Raw genomic sequence first — 23,834 nt, 5'->3', positions numbered from 1 at the left:
TGAAAAGTGTAGCCCAGCTTCCGTTGAAGCCGATTAATTACGATGGGGTTCATGCGATACCAATAGAATGAATGCGTCAAAAATGCAGCACACGAAACCGACCTGAAGAGAACAACGCGGTTTCGTGTGCCGTGGCTCCCTGCGGAACCAGCCTAAACTTCGGGGGAATATTCTATACACAACGGCGTGGGATGTCGTTAGCCGTAACTGATTTATAGCGGAAATAATTTGGGTTGCAGCCAGATTAGCTGCAACCCGACGGATTAGTGGATGCCACCAATGCGGTTTAAGCGCACGCCGGTTGGCCACTCACCCTCTTGTTTCTCGAAGCTCATCCAGATTGCCGTTGCCCGGCCCACCAGATTCGCTTCCGGCACAAAGCCCCAGTAACGGCTGTCCGCGCTGTTGTCGCGGTTATCACCCATCATGAAGTAGTGTCCCGGCGGCACAATCCAGGTCGCCAGCGGCTGGCCTGGCTGCTGGTGATAAAGCCCCAGCTGATCCTGCGCAATCGGCACGGTCAGAATGCGGTGCGTCACGTCACCCAGCGTCTCTTTCCGTTCGGCGAGACGCACGCTGTTCTCTTTGGTTTCACCCGGCGGCAGCTGGAAGAAGCCGCTGCTGGCCTCACCACCGTTGCGGCGGCTAAAGGTCTGCACAAAATCGCTGGGTGCAACGTTGGAGTAGGTGATTGGCAGCGCGCTGGCGCACGCCTGACCGGAGCTGCACCCTGGCTGCACCGTGACCTGCTTAGCCACCGGATCGTAGCTGACCTTATCACCCGGCAGACCGACGACGCGCTTGATGTAGTCCAGGCGCGGATCGTCCGGATACTTAAACACCGCGATGTCGCCGCGTTTCGGATGGCCGGTTTCGATCAGCGTTTTCTGGTAGATCGGATCCTTAATCCCATAGGCAAATTTCTCCACCAGGATAAAGTCGCCGATCAGCAGGGTTGGCATCATCGAACCAGACGGGATCTGAAACGGCTCGTAGATGAACGAGCGCACCACCAGCACAATCGCCAGCACCGGGAACACGGAGGCTCCGGTCTCCAGCCAGCCCGGCTTCGGGCCCACTTTTTTCAGCGTTTTTTGATCCAGCGTATCGCCCGCCGCTACCTGAGCTGCGGCCTGCCGCTCCCGGCGCTTGGGTGCAAATACGGCCTTGTCCAGGCACCAGAGCAACCCCGTCACCAGGGTTGCAATCACCAGGATAAGGGCAAACATGTTCGCCATACCAACTCCTTAATGGTTTATTTGCCGTCTTTACCTACGTGCAGAATGGCGAGGAACGCTTCCTGCGGCAGCTCAACGTTACCGACCTGCTTCATACGCTTCTTACCCTCTTTCTGTTTCTGCAGCAGCTTTTTCTTACGGCTAACGTCACCGCCGTAGCACTTAGCCAGAACGTTTTTACGCAGCTGCTTCACAGTTGAACGGGCAATAATGTGGTTCCCGATGGCGGCCTGAATCGCGATATCGAACTGCTGGCGCGGGATCAGCTCTTTCATCTTCTCAACCAGCTCACGACCGCGGTACGGTGCGTTATCGTTGTGGGTGATCAGCGCCAGGGCGTCAACACGCTCGCTGTTGATCAGCACGTCCACGCGTACCATGTTGGAGGCCTGGAAGCGCTTGAAGTTGTAGTCCAGCGACGCATAGCCACGGGAAGTGGACTTCAGGCGATCGAAGAAGTCGAGCACCACTTCCGCCATCGGGATCTCATAGGTCAGCGCCACCTGTTTACCGTGGTAAACCATGTTGGTCTGCACGCCGCGCTTCTCGACGCAGAGGGTGATAACGTTGCCCAGATACTCCTGCGGCAGCAGCATATGACACTCGGCGATAGGCTCGCGCAGCTCCTGAATGTTGTTCAGCGGCGGCAGCTTGGATGGGCTGTCGACGTAGATCGTCTCTTTCGAGGTGGTAACCACTTCATAGACTACGGTCGGCGCGGTGGTGATCAGATCCAGATCGTATTCACGCTCCAGACGCTCCTGAATGATCTCCATGTGCAGCAGGCCGAGGAAGCCGCAGCGGAAGCCGAAGCCCAGCGCGGTAGAGCTTTCCGGCTCGTAGAACAGGGAGGCGTCGTTGAGGCTCAGCTTGCCCAGCGCGTCGCGGAAGTTCTCGTAGTCGTCAGAGCTGACCGGGAACAGACCGGCGTACACCTGCGGTTTCACCTTCTTAAAGCCAGGCAGCGCTTTGTCCGCCGGGTTACGGGCAGTGGTCAGGGTATCGCCTACTGGTGCACCAAGGATGTCTTTGATCGCACAGACCAGCCAGCCTACCTCGCCGCACTTCAACTCGGTACGGTCAACCTGCTTCGGCGTAAAGATGCCCAGGCGATCGGCGTTATAGGTCTGACCGGTGCTCATCACCTTGATCTTGTCGCCTTTGCGCATGGTACCGTTGTTGATACGCACCAGGGAGACAACGCCCAGGTAGTTATCGAACCAGGAGTCAATGATCAGCGCCTGCAGCGGTGCGTCAGGATCGCCCTGCGGCGGCGGAATATCACGCACCAGACGCTCCAGCACGTCGCCCACCCCTACCCCGGTCTTCGCGGAGCAGCGTACGGCGTCGGCGGCATCGATACCGACAATATCTTCAATCTCTTCCGCCACGCGCTCTGGATCGGCGGCCGGCAGGTCGATTTTGTTGAGGACCGGAACAACTTCCAGATCCATTTCCATTGCGGTGTAGCAGTTAGCCAGCGTCTGCGCTTCCACGCCCTGGCCTGCGTCGACCACCAGCAGTGCGCCTTCGCACGCCGCCAGCGAGCGGGAGACCTCATATGAGAAGTCAACGTGGCCCGGGGTGTCGATAAAGTTCAGCTGGTAGGTTTCGCCATCGGCGGCTTTATAGTCCAGCGTTACGCTCTGGGCTTTGATGGTGATCCCGCGCTCGCGCTCAAGATCCATGGAGTCCAGCACCTGGGCTGCCATTTCGCGATCGGACAGGCCACCGCAAAGCTGGATGATACGGTCAGACAGCGTCGATTTACCGTGGTCGATGTGCGCAATGATGGAGAAATTTCTTATGTTCTTCATATGTAAGGATGTTTTAACTCGCGTTTTTATCTTAATTCATTTGATGGACACGGCAGCGGACCCACAACGCAGCCTACCGTTCCGTACATTGCCGAGCATCTTACACTGTAGCGACATGGCAGTCAGTAAGGATCCATTTATTAACATAAAACCTTACATCTCATGGGAGTCAATCGGCCATGTCTGAGGGTCGATCAACTCTCGATGAGATGCTACACTGCCCGCCTTTAAAGCTTTACTTATTCTCTTTAAGATAGCCTCACAGGAATAACGGGGTCAGACGATGTTATTTAGTTCATCGGTATTCATTTTTTTATTTTTGCCGGTCTCATTTTTTGGTTATTTCTTACTCAACAACCGTAGACTGATCGCCGCAGGGAAATGCTGGTTGGTTGCATGCAGTCTTTTCTTCTATGGCTATTGGGACGTTAACTATATTCCTCTCCTGCTCGGCTCTATTTTTTTTAACTTTATAGTGGGTGGTGCGGTCTCGCCATTCACAAAAGGGACTCGACTTGGTATCTCAAGAAAAATGCTTCTTGGCATGGCTATTGCGGTTAACCTTGCTTTTCTTGGCTACTATAAGTACACGAACTTCTTTATTGAGAACTTCAACGAGTTGACCGGTACAGAACTTACATTTAAAAATATCGTTCTTCCTCTTGGTATCAGTTTTTATACTTTTACGCAGATTGCCTTTTTGGTCGATAGTTTTCGTGGCCAGGCGAAAGAGTATGATTTTATAAACTATGCGCTTTTCGTAACGTTCTTTCCACATCTTATCGCAGGGCCAATTCTGCACCATAAAGAGATGATGTCGCAGTTCAAGTCAAAATGGACTTGGGCGGTTCGTTATAGAAATATCTTTATGGGGCTATTCATTTTTAGCATTGGGCTGTTCAAAAAAGTCATTATTGCTGATAATTTTGCAATTTATGCCGATGCGGGTTTTACACCAGGCGCACAGCACGACTTCATAAGCTCATGGGCTACAAGTCTGTCATACACTTTCCAGCTCTATTTCGATTTTAGCGGCTATTGTGATATGGCAATTGGAGCTGCACTTTTATTCAACATCTGGTTACCGCTTAACTTCAACTCCCCATATAAATCCCTGGACATCCAGGATTTCTGGCGGCGTTGGCATATCACGTTAGGCCGTTATCTTCGTGACTATATCTATATCCCCCTTGGTGGCAATCGCTGTTCAAATGCACGGGTATATTTTAATCTATTTATTACTTTCGTCCTAGGCGGCTTATGGCACGGCGCAAGTTGGATGTTTGTGATCTGGGGCGTACTGCATGGCGGGGCTTTAGTTATTCACAGATGGTGGAAAAAACGTGGCTATAACATGCCAAAATCCCTGGCCTGGTTTGTTACTTTTATGTTCGTGAATATAGCTTGGGTGTTTTTCCGGGCACACTCACTTGCTGACGCGCAGCGCATCCTTTACGGAATGGTAGATATCGGTTCATTGTACAGCGTGACAATAGAACAAGCGCCTACCAAAATGATCGCGTGGAGCGGTACGCTTGGCGACAGTCTGGCCACCTACCTGCCGGTTAGCGTCGTAGCGAACTTTGTGTGCCTTCTGCTTATCATCGCTGGCTTTATTATGACGCCATTTAAGAACGCTTACGAAATGACAATTGCAAGCGGTTCATACTTAGCGAAAACAGCATGGATGACGATTCTCTTTATCATTGCTGTCTATGCGACCATTCAGTCAACAAGCACAGTATTCCTGTACTTTAACTTCTGAGGAAAAAAGATGAAAAAGTACATTAACAGTTTTTTAGCCGCTTCAGTCCTGGGTATGTCCATCATTCCAGCGGTTAATATTTATAACGACTATACCGGTGCAAAAAACATTTCCCGGCAAGGCGTCTCATGGTTCCATCATAGCAATTTATTCAACTTCGATTTTACTTTACCCTACTTAGGTTATATTTATTATAAAAATGGCATGTCGATTTCACCAGAGAACGTCATTGTCGGAAAAGAGGGCTGGCTATTCCTTGGAGATCGTCATGCATACGTCATGTCTGAATCAAGAGGCCTGATGACCTTTAACAAAGAACGCATGGACAGATATGCACTGGCGCGAGCAAAGTGGGATAAACTTGTCAAAGAACAAGGCGGGATAGGTTACTTTGTTAGCATTGCACCTAACTCTCACTCTATCTATCGTGAAATGATGCCAGTCTGGGCTGCTGAAGCAAAACATAGCCCGAGCGTACAGTATCTTTTAAGTAAAGCGCTGTCTGATAAAACCCTGGCCGACCTTAGTCTGCTGATCAAAAAATACAAAGACGTTTCGCACATGCCTTTGTATTACAAAACAGATACACACTGGAATGCTTTTGGCGCATGGTATGGCTATCAAGCTTTACAGAATAAGATTAGCGAAACAGATCCGTCATTAAAATGGTTGAGTCCAAAAGATATCCATTTGACGTTTAAAGACAAAAAAGGGGGTGACTTAAGCCGTTTTTTGCGGATCACGCCTTTTTTACAAGATAAAGAGGCCGTTGTTACGGTCAATCGCATCTCACAGCTACATATCACCGACTGGAACGGTAAAACCATCAGAGATACAAACCTTTCAGACCGCCAAGGTAATATGGAATCTGAACTCATCGTAAACTCGTCAAATGCGTTAAATAATAAGAGAGTGCTATGGTTGCGGGATTCTTTCGGTGAAGCCTTATATCCCTATATGAACGCGACTTTCTCAACGGTTATACAGAGACACTATCAGAATATATTGAGCGACCCGAAAAAATTTAGGGAGTTAATAAACCAATTCAAACCTGACTTAGTAATCATTACATCGGTTGAACGTAACTCGTTGTCAGGCTATTTTGGTAATTTTCTCGACAACGCCAAGTAGGACGCCTCATTGTCTAAGAGTTGAGACGTTAAGATATTAGTGCGGAAAGGAGGCATTATCTGCCGGGGTGGCATCGACCCGCAGCAGATCCGGCGGCAGGGCAACGCTCAGGATAACCGGCTGCCAGGCTTCGCGTGCGGCCAGCTTCGGTGAGAAGGCGCGGGCCAGCAGAAAGCCGCCTACCCCGCCCAGCACCGCACCGCCCATTGCTGCCAGGTCATAACCGAACAGCGTCTGGAACAGCGCGGCCATGATGAACAGCCCCACCAGCGGTGACATATAGACCAGTAGCGCAGAGCTAAGCAGGCTGCCTTCGGCAATACCCAGCTCAACCTTCTGCCCAACCACCAGCGGCTGCTCGCTCGGCACGGAAATGGTGTGGGTCATCTGCGGCCCCAGCTTGTTCAGAACCCGGCTGCCGCACCCTGCACGTGAGGCACAGCTATTACAGGATGCTTTAACGTCACAGCTGACAACGGCTTCGCCATTGTGCCATGAGACGACGGTCGCCCACTCTTTGATCATTGTGCTGCCCTGAATTTGAGGCTGTCTGCAATACGTTTTGCGGTCTGCGGCGGAAGCTCGCCTACCACGGTAATTTCTGCATTATCCCGCACGGTGGTACTCACAGTACGACGCCCGGTGCGCAGCATTTGATCGCTGCTGTTGTGGCTGGCACGATTGACGTTGATCGAGAAACTAAACAGCCCGTCAGAGAAGAGACGGGACTCGACCGGCATGTCGAGAGTTGGCAGCTTGCGACGGCTGCTGGAGACTTCGCTAAAGCCCTGCGGCAGCCAGCTGGCCGACCAGTTAAAATTGATCTTTTCACCCGCCGGAACCGACAGCAGCGGCGGCAGGTTAGCCTTGGCGAGGCTCTCCATATTGCTGCCCACCCGCTCATTAACGGTGAACGCCACGACGCGGAACTGCTCCAGCGTTTCACCGTCGCGATCGAGCAGATCAACCCGCATAGGGAGCTTGGTCTCTGCATCCAGCCAGACAATGTAGCTGTAACGGGTGCCGTCGCGAGCCACGACGCGGATCACTTCGCACAGGCGATCGGCGATCCGGGTACGTCCTACCGAGATAAAATCGTAGAAGGAGGCCAGCCGTTTGAAATCGGTATAGACCAGCGAGGGCAGCGAATCGACAATATAGTCGCCGGTCAGCGTAAACGGCTCCAGACCCGGCTCGAAGTAGCTTATCTCGCTGCCGCGCTGCACGACCTCACGACGGGGACCATCCATCTGCAATAGCTGAGCGAGAGGCTGGTTTTCAAGACGGGCATGCCGGTAGCGTAACGACTCGACGCCCTGCTTGTTGATGCTGACGAAAGAGAGCTCGTAATTGAGAGACTGACTGGCCAGGTTCATCTGCTGCAACAACGCCCCGGAGGTAACATCAGCCGAGGCGTTAGCAGAAAACAACAGACTACCGGCCATGAGAGACATGGCACACCAAAGTTGCTTCATTACTGCGATTGCGTTCCTAAAGTTTGGGTTCCTGGCACCTGTACAGCGGCCTGCTGGGTTTGCGCCTGCTCAAACTGAAGCTGTTCGGAGTGCAGACGGCGCTGCAGCTCATAGTCCTGTAGCATCGCGTTGATACGGCGGCGCTGCTCCTGAACCTGCTGCTGTTGACCCGCATCGGCGGTGGCATCCGACGGCACGCCCAGGCTTACTGGACTGGCTTTACCCATCATAGGAAGCGTGTTAAACACCGGCGCTTCAGGCTGCTGGGCAGTGTCGGACTGGCTGTTATAGTGCTGCACGCCTACGATAACGGCAAGCGAAACGCAGGCAGCCACGCCCATTTGGGTAAGCTGGCTGGCCCAGGGACGCACTTTGGCCCAGAACGGCATCTTCTGCCACTGCTGCGGCGCAGGCTGGGATTCCGGGATCAGTGGCGTTGTCTGCCGTACCGGTTCGTCGGCAATGGCGGCCATGACGCGGCTTGAGATATCGAAATGGATGACGTCGGCAGTGTCACCGCGTAAAGCGTCACGCACCAGGTGGTAACGCTCCCAGGTTTCCTGCATTTCCGGATCGCGAGACAGCTCCTTGAGCAGCTCGGTATCCAGCGTCTCACCATCCATCAAAGCGGAAAGCTTTTCTTTCTGCATGCCTAATACCTTTTCCAGTATCCCGCTATCGTCAACGCCTGATAAGCGGTTGAACTTTATTATCAATGGCTTCCCGAGCGCGGAAGATACGGGAACGTACCGTACCCACCGGGCAGTCCATAATGGCGGCTATCTCTTCATAGCTAAGGCCATCCAGCTCCCGTAAGGTAATTGCCATACGTAAATCTTCCGGAAGCGATTCAATGGTTCGGAAAACGATTTGTCTCAGTTCTTCTGACAACATTAAGTTCTCAGGGTTCGAAATTTCTTTCAGCGCCCCACCGTTTTCGTAGTTTTCTGCTTCTATAGCATCAACATCGCTGGACGGTGGACGACGACCCTGAGCGACCAGGTAATTCTTGGCGGTATTCACCGCAATACGATAAAGCCAAGTGTAAAAAGCGCTATCTCCCCGGAATGAATCCAGCGCGCGATAGGCCTTAATAAAAGACTCTTGTGCCACATCGGGAACGTCACCCGACGGCACATAACGGGAAACCAGGCTCGCTACTTTATGCTGGTAGCGGACTACCAGTAAGTTAAAGGCTTTCTGATCTCCCTTCTGGACCCGTTCGACGAGGACCTGATCCGTTAACTGCTCGCTCATCCGAGGTAATGTCTCCTCAAACCTAATCTCCACGCGTAATCGAAACGCCACTCCCACACAGCACTCTGAGCAAGCATGTGGTTAGAGAGACTTTTTCGGCAAAAGTTCCGTTACGCCTTTGTTTTTGTGTATCGTTTCGCAGACCGCTCGTTATGACTCATTATAAGTCTACTGACGCTAAACTATGCACGTTGCATAGAAGAAAAGCCTTTTATACTCTCAGCAGAGTAACGCAACCCCGCTTTTTTTTCACCACAAAACTGATTTAGCGCGTTTCCCGTCTCGCTGTTTAGTCTTTACAACCTTATCTAAAAAAACAGGTGCTTTATACGGCTTTTAGATCTATGCTGGCCCCATCCTGTTTAGTAAATTAAACACACTATCATGAATACGACTCCCGATCTCTCCTGTGATGTGCTGGTTATTGGCAGCGGCGCTGCGGGTCTCTCCCTGGCGCTGCGTCTGGCACAACACCATAGCGTGATTGTTCTTAGCAAAGGCCCGATTAGCGAAGGCTCAACCCTCTATGCCCAGGGTGGGATTGCCGCCGTGTTTGATGACACCGATAGCATCAGCTCACACGTGGAAGATACGCTGATAGCGGGCGCAGGTATCGTCGATCGCCATGCGGCTGAGTTTGTCGCCAGTAACGCCCGGCCCTGCGTGCAGTGGCTGATCGATCAGGGCGTGCTGTTCGATACCCACGTTCAGCCTAACGGTGAAGAGGGCTACCACCTGACCCGCGAGGGCGGACACAGCCACCGCCGGATCCTGCACGCCGCCGATGCTACCGGCAAAGCGGTCGAGACCACGCTGGTAAGCCAGGCCCTGAGCCATCCCAATATTCATGTGCTTGAGCGCAGCAACGCCGTAGACCTGATTATTTCCGATCGAGTGGGCCTCTCGGGTCCGCGCCGCGCGGTGGGCGCATGGGTATGGAACCGCAATCGCGAGGCGGTAGAGACCTGCCGCGCGAAGGCGGTAGTGCTGGCGACAGGAGGTGCATCGAAGGTCTATCAGTATACCACCAACCCGGATATCGCCTCCGGGGACGGCATTGCCATGGCCTGGCGCGCAGGCTGCCGGGTTGCCAACCTCGAATTTAACCAGTTTCACCCTACCGCCCTCTTCCATCCTCAGGCGCGTAATTTTCTGCTCACCGAAGCGCTGCGCGGCGAAGGCGCATACCTTAAACGTCCGGACGGCACGCGGTTTATGCCCGACTTCGATCCCCGAGGTGAGCTGGCTCCGCGCGACATCGTAGCCAGAGCAATAGACCATGAGATGAAGCGTCTTGGGGCTGACTGCATGTACCTGGATATCAGCCATAAGCCTGAAGCCTTTATTCGCCAGCACTTCCCGATGATCTATGAGAAGCTGCTTGGTCTGGGTATCGATCTCACCAAAGAGCCGGTGCCCATCGTGCCGGCGGCACACTATACCTGCGGTGGTGTGATGGTAGATGATGCGGGCCGTACCGACGTTGACGGGCTGTATGCCATCGGCGAGGTGAGCTATACCGGCCTGCACGGCGCGAACCGTATGGCGTCTAACTCGCTGCTGGAGTGCCTCGTCTACGGCTGGTCAGCGGCGGAAGATATTACCGGGCGGCTTGCTGCCGTGTCGGAGGTCGCGACGCTCCCCGCGTGGGATGAGAGCCAGGTAGAGGATCCCGATGAACGCGTTATTATTCAGCATAACTGGCACGAGCTGCGCCTGCTGATGTGGGACTACGTAGGGATTGTGCGCACCAGCAAACGGCTGGAACGCGCTCTGCGGCGGATCCAGATGCTGCAGCAGGAGATTGATGAGTACTACGCTAACTTCCGCGTCTCCAACAACCTGCTGGAGCTGCGCAACCTGGTGCAGGTGGCGGAGCTGATTGTCCGCTGCGCTATGGCGCGTAAGGAGAGCCGGGGTCTGCACTACACGCTCGACTACCCGGAACCACTGGCTGAATCCGGGCCGTCGGTGCTCGCTCCGCGCAACTATATAAAGAGAACTACATAAAGAGATAGAAGGCCTGGGTCAGCGCCGTATAGTCGTCAGAGTAGCGCTGATCCGCCCCACGGATGGTCATCCGATCGCTAAAGCACTCCCCTTGCGTTGGGGAGAAAGCCAGCAGCACGCGGTGCGGCAGACGGCTTTCGTTGTCGGCAACGTCGGTGCGCAGGCGCAGATGCCAGCCGGTCTCCAGCGCCTTTTGCGTAAAGAGATTCCCCAGCCCCTCCGGTAGCACCACGCATAAAAAGCCCTCTTCCGTGATGCACTCGGCGGCGCAGGCCAGCAGCGCGCCGTGATCCAGAGAGACGGTATAGCGCGCCTGCTCCCGCTGCGGCGTCCCGCACTCGACCCCTTTTTCATAGTAGGGAGGGTTGCTGACGATCAGATCGTAGCGGCTGGTGCGCTCGTTGACCCACTGCTGAATATCGGCGGTATGGATCTGAATGCGATCCGCCCACGGCGACTCGCTCACGTTCTCCTGCGCCTGCTGGGCAGCTTCGGCCTCCAGCTCCACGGCGTCAATGCTCACCGCCTCGCCGGTACGCTGGGCCAGCATCAACGCCAGCAAACCGCTGCCGGTACCAATATCGAGGATGCGCTTAACCCCGGCAACCGGCGACCATGCACCGAGTAGAATACCGTCGGTGCCGACCTTCATGGCACATCTGTCATGGGCAATAAAAAACTGTTTAAACGTAAATCCGTTACGACGCAGCTGCGCTTTGCTGTGGGGCATTATTAACAATCCAACTAACGAAACCGGTGTAGGATAGGGGAAAGCCGCCAGGCGGGAAAGCGTTATCCACACAAACAGATGAAGATTGCAGCCATAACGATTATAATCAGCGCCCCACACTGAGGTAGAACATGACTGTAACGACTTTTTCCGAACTCGAACTCGATGAAAGCCTGCTGGACGCGCTCCAGGAGAAAGGCTTCACACGCCCAACTGCCATTCAGGCGGCTGCTATTCCGCCTGCGCTGGAGGGCCGCGATGTACTCGGTTCTGCGCCTACCGGCACAGGGAAAACGGCGGCGTACCTGCTGCCTGCGTTGCAGCACCTGATCGATTTTCCGCGTAAGAAATCCGGACCGCCGCGTATTCTTATCCTGACGCCTACCCGTGAGCTAGCGATGCAGGTCGCCGAGCACGCCCGTGAGCTGTCGGCAAATACCCACCTGGATATCGCCACTATTACCGGCGGCGTGGCCTATATGAACCACGCTGAAGTGTTCAGCGAGAACCAGGATATTGTGGTCGCGACGACTGGCCGCTTAATGCAGTACATCAAAGAAGAGAACTTTGACTGCCGCGCCGTAGAGACGCTGATCCTTGATGAAGCGGACCGCATGCTGGAGCTGGGGTTCGCCCAGGATATCGAGCACATCGCCGGAGAGACGCGCTGGCGTAAGCAGACCATGCTCTTCTCCGCCACGCTGGAAGGCAATGCCGTGAAGGACTTTGCCGAGCGCCTGCTGGAAGATCCGGTCGAGGTCTCTGCGACGCCGTCCACCCGCGAGCGTAAAAAGATCCACCAGTGGTACTACCGTGCGGATGACTTTGAGCATAAAACCGCCCTGCTGCAGCACCTGCTCAAGCAGGACGACGCGACCCGCACCATCGTGTTTGTCCGCAAGCGCGAGCGCGTGCACGAGCTGGCAGAGCTGCTGCGTAACGCCGGCATCAACAACTGCTATCTTGAGGGCGAGATGGCCCAGGTGAAGCGTACCGAAGGTATCAAACGCCTGACCGAAGGCCGGGTGAATGTGCTGATCGCTACCGACGTTGCCGCGCGCGGAATCGATATTCCCGACGTGAGCCATGTGATTAACTTTGATATGCCACGCAGCGGTGATATCTACCTGCACCGTATTGGCCGTACCGGCCGCGCCGGGCGCAAAGGCACCGCCATTTCGCTGGTCGAGGCGCACGATCACCTGCTGCTGCAGAAAATTGGCCGCTACGTTGATGAGCCGCTAAAAGCCCGTGTTATTGACGAGCTGCGCCCAACCACTCGTGCGCCGAGTGAGAAAATGACGGGGAAACCGTCGAAGAAGGCGCTGGCCAAGCGCGCCGAGAAGAAAGAAAAAGAGAAAGAGAAGCCGCGCGTGAAGCAGCGCCATCGCGATACCAAAAACATTGGTAAGCGTCGTAAGCCAAGCGGCTCTCAGGAGTCTTCAAACGAGTAATAAAAAAGCCGGGTGATAAGCCCGGCTTTTTTTATCTGCCCTGTTACAGGCTTTCAGTAAAGGTACGGGCGATAACGTCGCGCTGCTGCTCCGGGGTCAGGGAGTTAAAGCGCACCGCGTAGCCTGATACACGGATGGTCAGCTGCGGGTATTTTTCCGGGTGCTCAACCGCATCGAGCAGGGTTTCGCGACGCAGTACGTTAACGTTCAGGTGCTGGCCACCCTCGACGCGAACCTGCGGCTGGACCTCCATCGGTACTTCGCGATACTCAATGTTGCCCAACTGGTCAACCGCAACCACGTCATCTTCTGCATAACCGGCTTTGGCACACACGCAGCGCGCTTCGCCTTTTTCGCTGTCGAGCAGCCAGAAAGAGTTCAGCAGGTCGTCGTTTGCCGCTTTGGTGATCTGGATACCTGTAATCATATAATGCCTCCGGGCGTCGTAATTTATTGTGTCGGCCATATCCCGGCCAATTGGTAAAACCATTGTTGCCTGAGTGTCTATATACCAGCCAAATCGTGCTCACTCCTTGACTTACATCAATAAAAACCCCACCACAAAAAGGGTCATGGCGGGAAATAGTTGTTTTATATCAAGTTACGCATTTCGCCAGTCTAAAATTGTTCTGCAAATTTTCAAATATTTTTAAGCTTTTCCGGCCGTTTTACTCTGCGCATTTTATTCCCGCGAAAGAAGCGGTTAAGCTTAGGATCATCAAAAGAGGCAGGAGATCGGAATGACCACTTCGCAAACATGGCACGACGTGCTGGCTGAAGAGAAAAAGCAGCCCTACTTTACCAATACGCTTAACGCAGTAGCCGCCGAACGCGAGGCTGGCGTGACGGTTTATCCGCCGCAGAAAGATGTATTTAACGCTTTTCGCTTCACCGAGCTGGGGGATGTGAAGGTGGTGATCCTGGGCCAGGATCCCTATCACGGGCCAGGACAGGCGCACGGCCTGGCCTTCTCCGTACGCCCCGGCGTCGCCACGCCGCCGTCGCTGCTCAATATGTATAAAGAGCTGGAGAGCTCGATTCCAGGTTTTACCCGGCCGACGCATGGCTATCTGGAGAGCTGGGCGCGCCAGGGGGTGCTGCTGCTCAACACGGTGTTAACCGTACGTGCAGGCCAGGCGCACTCTCATACCAGCCTCGGCTGGGAGACCTTTACCGATAAGGTGATTGCCCTGATTAATGAGCACCGTGAGAACGTGGTGTTTTTGCTGTGGGGATCCCACGCGCAGAAGAAAGGGGCGATTATCGACGGTAAGCGCCATCATATTTTGAAAGCGCCCCACCCTTCACCGCTGTCAGCGCACCGGGGATTTTTTGGCTGTAACCATTTTGTACTGGCCAACGAATGGCTGGAGCAGCACGGCGAGAAGCCCATTGACTGGATGCCGGTTCTGCCAGCAGAGAGCGAATAGCGAAGGGATCAGGCCCGGCGGCGCGATGCCTGCCGGGCCTGAAAAGCATTACGCTTTGTTCTGACGCCACCACTCGGCGAGCAGAACGCCGGTCGCGACGGAGACGTTAAGACTTTCAACGTTGCCGGTGCCCGGAATAGCAAGACTCAGATCGGCGCTTGCCAGCGCTGCATCGGAGAGACCGTCACGCTCCTGGCCTAACACCAGCACCATCTTCTTCGGCAGCTCGGCTTTATAAAGCGGCGTACCTTCATGGCTGGAGGTGGTCACAATGGTGTAGCCCGCTTTGCGGAAGGCATCCAGCGCATCAAGCACGCTATCACCGGTGATCGCCTGCACATGCTCGGCTCCGCCTTCAGCGGTACGCACCGCTGCACCAGACTCGATAATTCCTGCGTCCTGCAGCACCACGCCCTTCACGCCGAAGTGCGCGCAGCTGCGCATCATCGCGCCGAGGTTGTGCGGGTTACCGACATCCTCCAGCGCCAGGACGCAATCCTGCTCGCCGGCCTGGCTCACCCACTGCTGCACAGAAATGCCGCTGCGTTTTTTGATGATAAAGCAGACGCCACCGTGGTGTTCGGTCCCGGAGGCTTTTGCCAGCTCGGCTTCATCCACCACGTGGTAAGCCTTGCGGTTAGCGGCCATCCAGCGCAGCGCCTCTTTGAAGCGCGGCGTTACGCTCTGGACAAACCAGGCGCGAACGATGCAGTCCGGGCGGCTCTGGAACAGGGCCTGGCAGGCGTTTTCACCGTAAACACGCGTCTCTTCAGCGCGCTGGCGGCGGATTGTTTCTGGATCGATAACCGGCTTGCCGCTGGCTGACTCTTCCTCGTCCCTTACCGAATCGGCAACAGGCGGGCGAGAGACGGTGCGCCACGGCGATCCGCCGTCACGCTCGTTATCGCGGTCACGATCGCGACCAAAAGGTTTTCTCTCATCGCGGGCGGGGCGACGGCCACCGTCTGCACGAGACGATCCCGGACGCCCGCCCCCCTTCCCGGTACGCGGGTTATGGGTGCGTTTATCGGAATCATCATCACTGCGGACATACATCACTTTGACCTTGCCGCTTTTGTTTTTCAGTTCGTCGTTCATGCTTTTCTCCACCAGCGCTGCGCGAAGCGCGCAGATTACCCGATGTGCAGGCGCATAGCCATTACTTCAATTAAAAGTCTGCGACTATTGTACTCATTGAATAAAACGCGTTGTCGTTTTACACCCACTCAAAGATAATATGTAACATATTGGAAACATACTTTGTCCCACCGCACTACCCAGAGGTTAGTTATGAATACCGTATGTGCAAGCTGTCAGGCACTGAACCGCATTCCCGATGACCATGCTACCGACGGCGCAAAATGTGGACGCTGTGGCCACGATCTTTTCGATGGCGACGTGATTAACGCCACCGGCGAGACGCTGGACAAATTGCTGAAGGACGATCTGCCGGTAGTGGTCGATTTCTGGGCCCCCTGGTGTGGCCCCTGCCGTAGCTTCGCCCCTATTTTTGAAGACGTCGCTGAAGAGCGCAGCGGCAAAGTACGCTTTGTGAAGGTGAATACTGAAGCCGAGCGCGAGCTGAGTGCCCGCTTCCGTATCCGCAGCATTCCCACCATCATGCTGTTCAAAAATGGTGAGGTTGTCGACATGCTGAGCGGCGCGGTGCCGAAAGCCCCCTTCGACAGCTGGCTGAACGAATCACTCTAATCTTTCGGGGCCGCTTGTGCCCCGTTTTCCCCTCTGCCACAATGGCGTTTTTTCTGCGCCACCTCAATGACCGTGACCAATAACGCCGTACTGCAACTTCGGGCGCAACGTCTTGCCCGCGCCACACGCCCTTTTCTCGCCCGGGGTAACCGTATCCGTCGCTGTCAGCGCTGCCTGCTGCCGCAGAAGCAGTGTCTCTGCGCCACGCTGCAGCCCAGCACCGCCCGCAGCCGCTTCTGTCTGGTGATGTTTGATACCGAGCCGATGAAGCCCAGCAATACCGGACGGCTGATTGCCGATATCCTGCCGAATACCGCCGCGTTCCAGTGGTCGCGCACAGAACCGCCGCAGGGGCTGCTGGATCTGGTCGCCGATCCCCATTACCAGCCGATGGTGGTTTTCCCCGCCGCCTATGCGGGCAGCGAGCGTGAGGTGATCGCCGCGCCCCCCAGCGGCAAACCACCGCTGTTTATTATGCTCGATGGAACCTGGACCGAGGCGCGGAAGATGTTTCGTAAAAGTCCCTATCTCGATGCGCTGCCGGTGATTTCCGTCGATCTCTCCCGCGTCTCCGCCTACCGCCTGCGCGAAGCCCAGGTTGAGGGACAATACTGCACGGCTGAGGTGGCGATCGCCCTGCTCGATCTCGCCGCAGATCAGCCTGCTGCTCAGGCGCTGGGGGATCACTTCTCCTGCTTCCGCACCCGCTATCTGGCAGGAAAAACGCATCATAAGGGCAGCGTCACAGCGGATATCGAAGAAAGCGTTTAAAATCATCGGGTCACTCTTTTCTGGAGACCGGTATGAGCCAACGAGGACTGGAAGCGCTGCTGCGCCCTAAGTCGATTGCGGTGATTGGTGCCTCAATGAAGCCGGATCGCGCCGGTTTCCTGATGATGCGTAACCTGCTGGCTGGCGGATTTGCCGGCCCGGTGCTGCCGGTGACCCCGGCCTGGAAAGCCGTGCAGGGGGTGCTGGCCTGGCCGGACGTCGCCAGTCTGCCCTTTACGCCGGATCTCGCCGTGCTCTGCACCCATGCGAAACGCAACCTGAGCCTGCTGGAGGCGCTAGGCCAGAAGGGCTGTAAGACCTGCATCATTCTTTCTGCGCCGCCGGAACAGCATGCCGACCTACTGGCCTGCGCCGGCCGTTTTCAGATGCGCCTGCTGGGGCCAAACAGCCTCGGACTGCTGGCACCCTGGCAGGGACTCAACGCCAGCTTCTCTCCGGTACCAATCGCCCGCGGCAAGCTGGCCTTTATCTCCCAGTCGGCGGCGGTCTCCAATACCATTCTCGACTGGGCCCAGCAGCGCGAGATGGGCTTCTCCTACTTTATCGCCCTCGGTGACAGTCTGGATATCGACGTTGATGAGCTTCTCGACTTCCTGGCCCGCGACAGCAAAACCAGCGCTATCCTGCTCTACCTGGAGCACCTGAGTGACGCCCGACGTTTTGTCTCCGCCGCCCGTAGCGCCTCGCGTAATAAGCCCATCCTGGTAATTAAAAGCGGCCGTAGCCCGGCGGCGCAGCGCCTGCTGCACGTTAACGCCGGAATGGATCCCGCCTGGGATGCGGCAATCCAGCGTGCGGGCCTGCTGCGGGTGCAGGATACCCATGAGCTTTTCTCCGCCGTTGAGACCCTGAGCCATATGCGCCCGCTGCGCGGAGAGCGCCTGATGATTATCAGCAACGGCGCAGCACCGGCGGCGCTGGCGCTGGACGAGCTATGGCTGCGCAACGGCAAGCTGGCGACCCTCGGCGAAGAGACCCTCTCCCGCCTGCGTGAGGCGCTGCCGGGATCCGTCGTAGCGGATAACCCGCTGGATCTACGCGACGATGCCAGCAGCGAGCGCTATATCACCGCGCTTAACATCCTGCTCGACAGCCCTGACTACGATGCTCTGCTGGTGATCCACTCCCCCAGCGCCGCAGCCCCCGGCAGCGAGAGCGCGCTGGCCCTGATCGAAGCCCTGAAAAAGCATCCGCGCGGTAAATATGTCACCGTGCTGACCAACTGGTGCGGGGAGTTCTCCTCTCAGGAGGCCCGCCGCCTGTTTAGCGAGGCGGGGTTACCCACCTACCGGACGCCGGAGGGGACCATTACCGCCTTTATGCATATGGTGGAGTATCGCCGTAACCAGAAACAGCTCCGGGAGACGCCTGCCCTCCCCAGTAACCTGACCGCCGATACCGCCGAAGCGCATAAGCTGTTACAGCAGGCTATCAATGACGGGGCCTCCACGCTCGATACCCATGAGGTCCAGCCGGTACTGCACGCCTACGGGCTGCACACGCTCCCCACCTGGATTGCCAGCGACAGCGCAGAGGCAGTACATATTGCCGGCCAGATTGGCTACCCCGTCGCCCTGAAGCTGCGCTCCCCAGATATTCCGCACAAGTCGGAAGTTCAGGGCGTGATGCTCTATCTGCGTACGGCTGCGGAGGTGCAGCAGGCCGCAGAGGCGATTATCGATCGCGTTAAAATGCGCTGGCCCCAGGCACGGGTGCACGGTTTGCAGGTGCAGAGCATGGCTAACCGCGCCGGTGCCCAGGAGCTGCGAGTGGTGGTAGAGCAGGATCCGGTCTTTGGTCCGCTGATCATGCTGGGCGAAGGCGGCGTGGAGTGGCGAGCGCAGGACCAGGCCGCGGTGGCGCTGCCGCCGTTGAACATGAACCTTGCCCGCTACCTGGTTATCCAGGCGATTAAGAATAAGAAGATCCGCGGCCGCAGCGGTCTCCAGCCGCTGGATGTGATCGGCCTGAGCCAGCTCCTGGTGCGGGTTTCGAACCTGATCGTCGACTGCCCGGAGATCCAGCGGCTGGATATTCATCCGCTGCTGGCCTCCGCCGGGGAGTTTACCGCCCTCGACGTAACGATGACGCTGGCTGCGTTTAGCGGCAGCAGCGAAAGCCGGCTGGCGATTCGTCCCTACCCTCAGCATCTTGAGGAGAGCGTGACGCTAAAGAACGGTGATACCTGCCTGTTCCGCCCTATCCTCCCCGAAGATGAGCCGGCCCTGCAGCGTTTTATCGCCCGCGTCACGAAAGAGGATCTTTATTATCGTTACTTCAGTGAGATCAACGAATTCACCCATGAGGACTTAGCCAATATGACCCAGATCGACTACGATCGGGAGATGGCAATTGTTGCCGTGCGCCGTACTGACGATGGCGAAGAGATCCTTGGTGTGACGCGGGCGATCTCCGATCCGGACAACGTGGATGCGGAGTTTGCCGTGCTGGTCCGTTCCGACCTCAAGGGTTTGGGTCTGGGGCGACGCCTGCTGGAGAAACTGATTGGCTATACCCGCGATCATGGTCTCATGCGTCTGAATGGTATTACGATGCCTAATAATCGCGGTATGGTAACGCTGGCACGTAAACTCGGCTTTACCGTCGATATCCAGCTGGAGGAGGGGATTGTCAGCCTGACGCTTCCTCTTGCGGAGCCTGGCGGCTCCTGAGTAAGGTACTGGAAATGTTGACCACTTCGCTGGCTCTGGTGTTATCATTGTCCGCTTATGTGGTCTGCATGCTTCTGTAGATGCATGATACAGAGGACCCTTCAATAAACAGAGAAGATACGCACTGTGATGTTGTCAAAATTTAAGCGTAATAAACATCAACAACACCTTGCTCAACTACCTAAGCTCTCTCAGTCAGTTGATGATGTCACGTTTTATTACTCCCCCGCCGACTTTCGGGAGACGCTGCTTAAACAGATTGCCAGTGCAACACAACGCATCTGTATTATCGCCCTCTACCTTGAGCAGGACGATGGCGGTAGAGACATTATGGCGGCGCTCTATGAGGCGAAACGCCAGCGTCCGGAGCTGGATGTGCGCGTTCTGGTCGACTGGCATCGTGCCCAGCGCGGTCGTATTGGCGCGGCTGCGGCTAATACAAATGCTGACTGGTACTGCCGTCTGGCGCAGGAGAATCCCGGCGTCGATATTGCCGTTTACGGCGTGCCGGTAAACACCCGCGAAGCGCTGGGCGTACTGCACTATAAAGGCTTTATCATTGATGATGCCGTGCTCTACAGCGGTGCCAGCCTGAACGATGTCTACCTGCATCAGCATGAGAAGTATCGCTATGACCGCTACCAGCTGATCCGCAATGTGCGGATGGCCGACATTATGCTGGAGTGGGTCGACAGGAATCTGATTCAGGGGTGCGGCGTTAATCGCCTTGATAGCGACCAGCGGCCTAAAAGCCCGGAAATCAAAAATGATATCCGCCAGTTCCGTCAGGAGCTACGTGACGCCAGCTACCATTTCCAGGGCGATGCGGATAACGAGCAGCTGGCAGTGACGCCGCTGGTAGGACTTGGCAAAACCAGCCTGCTCAACAAGACGATCTTCCATCTGATGCCGTGCACCGAGCACAAGCTGACGATCTGCACCCCCTACTTTAACCTGCCGGCGGTGCTGGTGCGCAACATCATTCAGCTGCTGCGCGAAGGCAAGAAGGTAGAGATTATCGTCGGGGATAAGACCGCGAACGACTTCTATATTCCAGAAAATGAACCGTTTAAGATTATCGGTGCGCTGCCCTATCTCTATGAGATTAACCTGCGCCGCTTCCTGAGCCGCCTGCAGTACTATGTGAATACCGATCAGCTCATTGTCCGCTTGTGGAAAGACGCAGATAACAGCTATCACCTGAAAGGGATGTGGGTAGATGACGAGTGGCTGCTGTTGACCGGCAACAACCTTAACCCACGCGCATGGCGACTGGATCTGGAAAACGCAATCCTTATCCACGATCCGCAGCAGGAGCTGGCTCCGCAGCGTGATAAAGAGCTGGAGCTGATCCGCACCCACACCACCGTGGTGAAGCACTATCGCGATCTGCAAAGCATCGCCGAGTACCCGGTTAAGGTGCGTAAGCTGATCCGTCGACTGCGACGGATACGTATCGACAGGCTGATCAGCCGTATTCTGTAACCTGCACACAACGTCTGGCCCCGTCATTGATGGGGCCTTTTTATTGGGATTGGCGATGCGCGCTCTTATTTTATCTTCCCTGCTGATATTAACCGGCTGCACACATATGGCTGACGACCAGTGGCACGGTCAGGACAAAGCCCAGCACTTTATTGGCTCTGCCATGCTCTCTGCTGCCGGTAATGAGTATGCCCAGCGTCAGGGCGTCAGCGCCGATCGCAGCGCGGCTATCGGGGTCATGTTTTCGCTGAGCCTTGGGGCATCAAAGGAGCTGTGGGATAGCCGTCCGGCAGGAAGCGGCTGGAGCTGGAAAGATTTTGCCTGGGATGTGGCGGGCGCAACGACCGGCTACGCAGTCTGGCAGCTGGCGCACTAGCCCCATTTCGCCTGATGCGCTTTTTTACGCTTCAGGTAATCCTCATCGGCACGGATCCGATCCCACCAGGTTTTAAAGATTGCTGCCGCAGCGGCTTTTACCGGATCGTTGCCGCGCGGATTAAGCTCGCGATTCTCATCATACTTTTTACCGCCCTTGTAGTTTGCATAACGCCGGGCGCGGGTATACCCCATCTGAATAAACTTGCGTGCCATATCCATACCGACAAAGTCATCGTTCTTGCGGTACTCCTCAAACAGGGCATAAATCTGTTCCGCTGATTTTTGCGCCGACTCTGGATCCTTATAGCGCCAGAAGGGCAGGATCTCGCCTTTATAGGGTTCGACCAGCAATACGCCCTGCTCTCCCCGGCCAACCTGGTAACGTTCAGGATGCTGGCGAAAATCTGTTTCAGTAAAGTCCTGCTCATAATCAAATTCTTTGCGCACCGCGACTCTCCGTTGTGATTGCTCTTTTAACCATAGCACTCTTCAGAGAAGTCCCCCTTTTTCGCCCATTTGCCTTAGGTGAACTATCCTCGAACAAACACCCGACACGAGGAAAAATAATGGGCCAGATGACCAGTGACTTCTTTGTAGAACGATTAAAAGCCTGGGGCGTAACCCGTATTTACGGCTACCCGGGAGATGGTATCAACGGCGTGCTTGGCGCGTTACAGCGTGCTGAAAAAGCCGGAAGCGGGATTGAGTTTATTCAGGTACGCCATGAAGAGATGGCCGCGTTTATGGCTTGCGCCCACGCCAAGTTCACCGGCGAGCCTGGCGTCTGCCTCTCAACCGGCGGGCCAGGCGCGACCCACCTGCTGACGGGCCTGTATGACGCCCGCATGGACCATATGCCAGTGATCGCCATTGCGGGCCAGGCAGAGGCCACGGCCCGCGGCTCGAATTATCAGCAGGAGATCAACCTCGACCGCGTATTTAGCGACGTGGCGAACTTCGTCCAGGAGGCGGCGACGCCATCCCAGGTTCGTCATCTGGTGGATCGCGGCGTACGCATCGCCAAGGCCAATAACGGCGTCACGGTACTGATCCTGCCGAAGGATATTCAGGATGAAGAGTGGCAGGAGCCTCAGCATGCCCACGGCTTTACCCATTCCGGCCCCGGCTATCAACGTCCACAGGTTATTCCCTATCAGTACGATCTCCAGCGCGCAGCTGACATCCTCAACGAGGGTAAGAAGGTAGCGATACTGATTGGCGCGGGCGCGCGGGATGCCGCAGTTGAAGTAGTTCAGGCGGCTAACCTGCTGGGTGCAGGAGTCGCGAAGGCGCTGCTGGGTAAAGATATCCTCCCTGACGATGCGCCGTTCGTCACGGGCTGTATCGGCTTGCTGGGTACTGAACCCTCCTGGGATCTGATGCAGGATTGCGACACGCTACTGATGATTGGTACCGGTTTCCCGTGGACTGAGTTTTTACCCAAAGAGGGTCAGGCGCGCGCTGTACAGATCGATATCGATGCTTCCATGCTGGGGTTACGTTATCCCACTGAAGTGAATCTGCATGGTGATGCGGTCAGTACGCTACAGGCGCTGCTGCCCCTGCTTAAGCACAAAGACGATCGTGCGTGGCAGGAGAAGATCGCAGTCTCTGTCCAGGCGTGGTGGGAAAAAATGGAAGAACGGGCCATGGCGAAAGCTAACCCGGTTAATCCTCAGCGCGTAGTGTGGGAAATGTCACCCCTGCTGCCGGACAATGCTATCGTCACGTCCGACTCCGGCTCGTGCGCAAACTGGTACGCACGTGATTTCAGAATAAAGCAGGGCCAGCGATCCTCACTGTCTGGCGGCCTGGCCTGCATGGGCGCAGCGGTACCCTATGCTATCGCCGCTAAGTTTGCCTTCCCGGAAAAACCGGTCGTTGCGCTGGTAGGCGACGGTGCCATGCAGATGAATAACCTGGCTGAGTTAATTACTATTCAGAAATACTGGCAGGGCTGGTCCGATCCACGACTCATTGTCTGCGTATTTAACAATGGAGATCTTAATCAGGTGACCTGGGAACAGCGCGTCATGGAAGGAAATCCCCGCTTTGAGGCGACTCAGGATGTGCCAGATGTGCCTTACGCTAAGTTTGCAGAGTCCATTGGGCTAAAAGGGATCTTCGTTGACGATCCGGATAAGCTGCATAGCGCATGGAATGAAGCGTTGAGCGCGGATCGCCCGGTGGTGTTGGAGGTTAAAACCGACCCGGAAGTCGCGCCTCTACCGCCGCATATTACGTTCGAGCAGGCAAAAGCGTTTATGTCATCGATGGCGAAAGGCGACCGATCCGCAGGTAAGGTGATCGCCGATACGGCAAGTCAGATTATCAATACGGTCCTGCCGGGAAATAAAGCGTAAGGCATCAGGCTCATTACCACGCCGGGCGGCACGCTGTTTGCCCGGCCTACGGGATCGGCGTTGTCTGCGACCCAACGCAAAAAGGCCATCCGTGAGGATGGCCTTCTGCTTGTTTGATGCCTGGCAG

General features: G+C 55.7%; 22 protein-coding genes. 11 read left to right on the top strand and 11 right to left on the bottom strand.

All coding sequences use genetic code 11. The features are described from left to right. Positions 1-263 precede the first annotated feature (263 nt). The gene (gene lepB / locus RTP97_RS18235; protein WP_312416152.1) at positions 264-1,238 is read right to left on the bottom strand and encodes a signal peptidase I; all 975 of its coding nucleotides are present in this window, start codon (positions 1,236-1,238) and stop codon (positions 264-266) included. Positions 1,239-1,255: 17 nt separating this feature from the next. After that, positions 1,256-3,055 carry a translation elongation factor 4 gene (gene lepA / locus RTP97_RS18230; protein ID WP_312212777.1) on the bottom strand — a complete coding sequence of 600 codons (1,800 nt, stop codon included), beginning with the start codon at positions 3,053-3,055 and terminating at the stop codon, positions 1,256-1,258. Positions 3,056-3,338: 283 nt separating this feature from the next. On the opposite strand from lepA, the gene RTP97_RS18225 reads away from it, so the two are divergent. Next, positions 3,339-4,820 (top strand): MBOAT family O-acyltransferase, encoded by a 1,482-nt coding sequence (locus RTP97_RS18225; RefSeq protein WP_312416150.1) that lies wholly within the window; start codon positions 3,339-3,341, stop codon positions 4,818-4,820. A gap of 9 nt (positions 4,821-4,829) precedes the next feature. Further along, the gene (locus tag RTP97_RS18220) at positions 4,830-5,951 is read left to right on the top strand and encodes an alginate O-acetyltransferase AlgX-related protein (RefSeq protein ID WP_312416148.1); all 1,122 of its coding nucleotides are present in this window, start codon (positions 4,830-4,832) and stop codon (positions 5,949-5,951) included. Positions 5,952-5,987: 36 nt separating this feature from the next. Here RTP97_RS18220 and rseC read toward each other — a convergent pair whose 3' ends face one another. Genes rseC through rseD form a run of 5 tightly spaced genes read right to left on the bottom strand, consistent with a single transcriptional unit; the run spans position 5,988 to position 8,760 of the window. Continuing rightward, positions 5,988-6,476, bottom strand: coding sequence for a SoxR-reducing system protein RseC (gene rseC / locus RTP97_RS18215; RefSeq protein WP_312416147.1), 489 nt, complete (start codon positions 6,474-6,476; stop codon positions 5,988-5,990). Then, the gene (gene rseB, locus RTP97_RS18210; protein WP_312416145.1) at positions 6,473-7,426 is read right to left on the bottom strand and encodes a sigma-E factor regulatory protein RseB; all 954 of its coding nucleotides are present in this window, start codon (positions 7,424-7,426) and stop codon (positions 6,473-6,475) included. Before rseB ends, rseC begins: the two co-directional genes overlap by 4 nt. Further along, complete coding sequence (gene rseA, locus RTP97_RS18205; RefSeq protein WP_312416143.1) at positions 7,426-8,076, bottom strand: anti-sigma-E factor RseA; 651 nt, start codon at positions 8,074-8,076, stop codon at positions 7,426-7,428. The genes rseB and rseA overlap by 1 nt, the downstream gene beginning before the upstream one ends. Before the next feature lie 31 nt (positions 8,077-8,107). Continuing rightward, positions 8,108-8,683: an RNA polymerase sigma factor RpoE gene (gene rpoE, locus RTP97_RS18200; RefSeq protein WP_042395496.1), complete on the bottom strand. Its 576-nt coding sequence runs from the start codon at positions 8,681-8,683 to the stop codon at positions 8,108-8,110. After that, a complete protein-coding gene (rseD, locus tag RTP97_RS18195; protein WP_312416155.1) occupies positions 8,680-8,760 on the bottom strand; it encodes a rpoE leader peptide RseD in 81 nt (26 codons plus the stop codon). Before rseD ends, rpoE begins: the two co-directional genes overlap by 4 nt. A gap of 307 nt (positions 8,761-9,067) precedes the next feature. Between rseD and nadB the strand changes: the two genes are divergently transcribed. Then, positions 9,068-10,693: an L-aspartate oxidase gene (gene nadB, locus RTP97_RS18190; protein WP_312416141.1), complete on the top strand. Its 1,626-nt coding sequence runs from the start codon at positions 9,068-9,070 to the stop codon at positions 10,691-10,693. On the opposite strand, the gene trmN is transcribed toward nadB, so the two are convergent. Next, a complete protein-coding gene (trmN, locus tag RTP97_RS18185) occupies positions 10,686-11,423 on the bottom strand; it encodes a tRNA(1)(Val) (adenine(37)-N(6))-methyltransferase TrmN (protein ID WP_312416139.1) in 738 nt (245 codons plus the stop codon). The genes nadB and trmN overlap by 8 nt on opposite strands. Positions 11,424-11,554: 131 nt before the next feature. Between trmN and srmB the strand changes: the two genes are divergently transcribed. Next, positions 11,555-12,877, top strand: a complete 1,323-nt coding sequence (gene srmB / locus RTP97_RS18180) for an ATP-dependent RNA helicase SrmB (protein ID WP_312416136.1) — start codon at positions 11,555-11,557, stop codon at positions 12,875-12,877. Positions 12,878-12,920: 43 nt separating this feature from the next. Here the strand turns inward: srmB and grcA are convergent, their stop codons facing one another. Next, positions 12,921-13,304: an autonomous glycyl radical cofactor GrcA gene (grcA, locus tag RTP97_RS18175; protein WP_312416133.1), complete on the bottom strand. Its 384-nt coding sequence runs from the start codon at positions 13,302-13,304 to the stop codon at positions 12,921-12,923. Between the two features lie 313 nt (positions 13,305-13,617). Here grcA and ung point away from each other — a divergent pair, with 313 nt between their 5' ends. Further along, positions 13,618-14,307, top strand: a complete 690-nt coding sequence (ung, locus tag RTP97_RS18170; RefSeq protein WP_312416131.1) for a uracil-DNA glycosylase — start codon at positions 13,618-13,620, stop codon at positions 14,305-14,307. A 48-nt stretch (positions 14,308-14,355) separates the two neighbouring features. Here ung and RTP97_RS18165 read toward each other — a convergent pair whose 3' ends face one another. Then, positions 14,356-15,405 (bottom strand): tRNA/rRNA methyltransferase, encoded by a 1,050-nt coding sequence (locus RTP97_RS18165; protein ID WP_312416130.1) that lies wholly within the window; start codon positions 15,403-15,405, stop codon positions 14,356-14,358. Positions 15,406-15,597: 192 nt separating this feature from the next. Between RTP97_RS18165 and trxC the strand changes: the two genes are divergently transcribed. The 5 genes from trxC to RTP97_RS18140 all read left to right on the top strand — a co-directional run bounded on the left by trxC (position 15,598) and on the right by RTP97_RS18140 (position 21,342). Beyond that, positions 15,598-16,017 (top strand): thioredoxin TrxC, encoded by a 420-nt coding sequence (trxC, locus tag RTP97_RS18160; protein ID WP_103818812.1) that lies wholly within the window; start codon positions 15,598-15,600, stop codon positions 16,015-16,017. A 72-nt stretch (positions 16,018-16,089) separates the two neighbouring features. Continuing rightward, entirely contained in the window at positions 16,090-16,788 is a 699-nt protein-coding gene (locus RTP97_RS18155) for a tRNA-uridine aminocarboxypropyltransferase (protein ID WP_312416154.1), read from the top strand. Positions 16,789-16,820: 32 nt separating this feature from the next. Next, positions 16,821-19,481, top strand: a complete 2,661-nt coding sequence (locus RTP97_RS18150; protein ID WP_312416129.1) for a GNAT family N-acetyltransferase — start codon at positions 16,821-16,823, stop codon at positions 19,479-19,481. A gap of 129 nt (positions 19,482-19,610) precedes the next feature. After that, entirely contained in the window at positions 19,611-20,966 is a 1,356-nt protein-coding gene (gene pssA / locus RTP97_RS18145; protein WP_312416128.1) for a CDP-diacylglycerol--serine O-phosphatidyltransferase, read from the top strand. A 55-nt stretch (positions 20,967-21,021) separates the two neighbouring features. Then, entirely contained in the window at positions 21,022-21,342 is a 321-nt protein-coding gene (locus RTP97_RS18140; RefSeq protein ID WP_312416127.1) for a YfiM family lipoprotein, read from the top strand. Here RTP97_RS18140 and RTP97_RS18135 read toward each other — a convergent pair. Then, the gene (locus RTP97_RS18135) at positions 21,339-21,791 is read right to left on the bottom strand and encodes a DUF4385 domain-containing protein (protein WP_256596821.1); all 453 of its coding nucleotides are present in this window, start codon (positions 21,789-21,791) and stop codon (positions 21,339-21,341) included. The genes RTP97_RS18140 and RTP97_RS18135 overlap by 4 nt on opposite strands. A 119-nt stretch (positions 21,792-21,910) precedes the next feature. Between RTP97_RS18135 and RTP97_RS18130 the strand changes: the two genes are divergently transcribed. After that, positions 21,911-23,707, top strand: a complete 1,797-nt coding sequence (locus RTP97_RS18130) for a thiamine pyrophosphate-requiring protein (RefSeq protein ID WP_312416125.1) — start codon at positions 21,911-21,913, stop codon at positions 23,705-23,707. Positions 23,708-23,834 lie beyond the last annotated feature (127 nt).

Origin of the sequence: Pseudescherichia sp. (assembly GCF_031998825.1) — a bacterium.
Taxonomy (GTDB): Bacteria; Pseudomonadota; Gammaproteobacteria; order Enterobacterales; family Enterobacteriaceae; genus Pseudescherichia.
Note: the sequence above shows the minus strand (reverse complement) of the source record. Positions and strands in the feature narration are given on the sequence as shown.

What these genes read in the sequence shown, in the direction of transcription:
- grcA (WP_312416133.1), bottom strand. Translation starts at nt 13,304, where the DNA reads ATGATTACAGGTATCCAGATCACCAAAGCGGCAAACGACGACCTGCTG.
- RTP97_RS18150 (WP_312416129.1), top strand. Translation starts at nt 16,821, where the DNA reads ATGAGCCAACGAGGACTGGAAGCGCTGCTGCGCCCTAAGTCGATTGCG.
- lepB (WP_312416152.1), bottom strand. Translation starts at nt 1,238, where the DNA reads ATGGCGAACATGTTTGCCCTTATCCTGGTGATTGCAACCCTGGTGACG.
- trmN (WP_312416139.1), bottom strand. Translation starts at nt 11,423, where the DNA reads ATGCCCCACAGCAAAGCGCAGCTGCGTCGTAACGGATTTACGTTTAAA.
- rseC (WP_312416147.1), bottom strand. Translation starts at nt 6,476, where the DNA reads ATGATCAAAGAGTGGGCGACCGTCGTCTCATGGCACAATGGCGAAGCC.
- trxC (WP_103818812.1), top strand. Translation starts at nt 15,598, where the DNA reads ATGAATACCGTATGTGCAAGCTGTCAGGCACTGAACCGCATTCCCGAT.
- RTP97_RS18225 (WP_312416150.1), top strand. Translation starts at nt 3,339, where the DNA reads ATGTTATTTAGTTCATCGGTATTCATTTTTTTATTTTTGCCGGTCTCA.
- ung (WP_312416131.1), top strand. Translation starts at nt 13,618, where the DNA reads ATGACCACTTCGCAAACATGGCACGACGTGCTGGCTGAAGAGAAAAAG.
- rseB (WP_312416145.1), bottom strand. Translation starts at nt 7,426, where the DNA reads ATGAAGCAACTTTGGTGTGCCATGTCTCTCATGGCCGGTAGTCTGTTG.
- nadB (WP_312416141.1), top strand. Translation starts at nt 9,068, where the DNA reads ATGAATACGACTCCCGATCTCTCCTGTGATGTGCTGGTTATTGGCAGC.
- pssA (WP_312416128.1), top strand. Translation starts at nt 19,611, where the DNA reads ATGTTGTCAAAATTTAAGCGTAATAAACATCAACAACACCTTGCTCAA.
- RTP97_RS18220 (WP_312416148.1), top strand. Translation starts at nt 4,830, where the DNA reads ATGAAAAAGTACATTAACAGTTTTTTAGCCGCTTCAGTCCTGGGTATG.
- RTP97_RS18140 (WP_312416127.1), top strand. Translation starts at nt 21,022, where the DNA reads ATGCGCGCTCTTATTTTATCTTCCCTGCTGATATTAACCGGCTGCACA.
- lepA (WP_312212777.1), bottom strand. Translation starts at nt 3,055, where the DNA reads ATGAAGAACATAAGAAATTTCTCCATCATTGCGCACATCGACCACGGT.
- RTP97_RS18130 (WP_312416125.1), top strand. Translation starts at nt 21,911, where the DNA reads ATGGGCCAGATGACCAGTGACTTCTTTGTAGAACGATTAAAAGCCTGG.
- rpoE (WP_042395496.1), bottom strand. Translation starts at nt 8,683, where the DNA reads ATGAGCGAGCAGTTAACGGATCAGGTCCTCGTCGAACGGGTCCAGAAG.
- rseA (WP_312416143.1), bottom strand. Translation starts at nt 8,076, where the DNA reads ATGCAGAAAGAAAAGCTTTCCGCTTTGATGGATGGTGAGACGCTGGAT.
- RTP97_RS18165 (WP_312416130.1), bottom strand. Translation starts at nt 15,405, where the DNA reads ATGAACGACGAACTGAAAAACAAAAGCGGCAAGGTCAAAGTGATGTAT.
- rseD (WP_312416155.1), bottom strand. Translation starts at nt 8,760, where the DNA reads ATGCTTGCTCAGAGTGCTGTGTGGGAGTGGCGTTTCGATTACGCGTGG.
- srmB (WP_312416136.1), top strand. Translation starts at nt 11,555, where the DNA reads ATGACTGTAACGACTTTTTCCGAACTCGAACTCGATGAAAGCCTGCTG.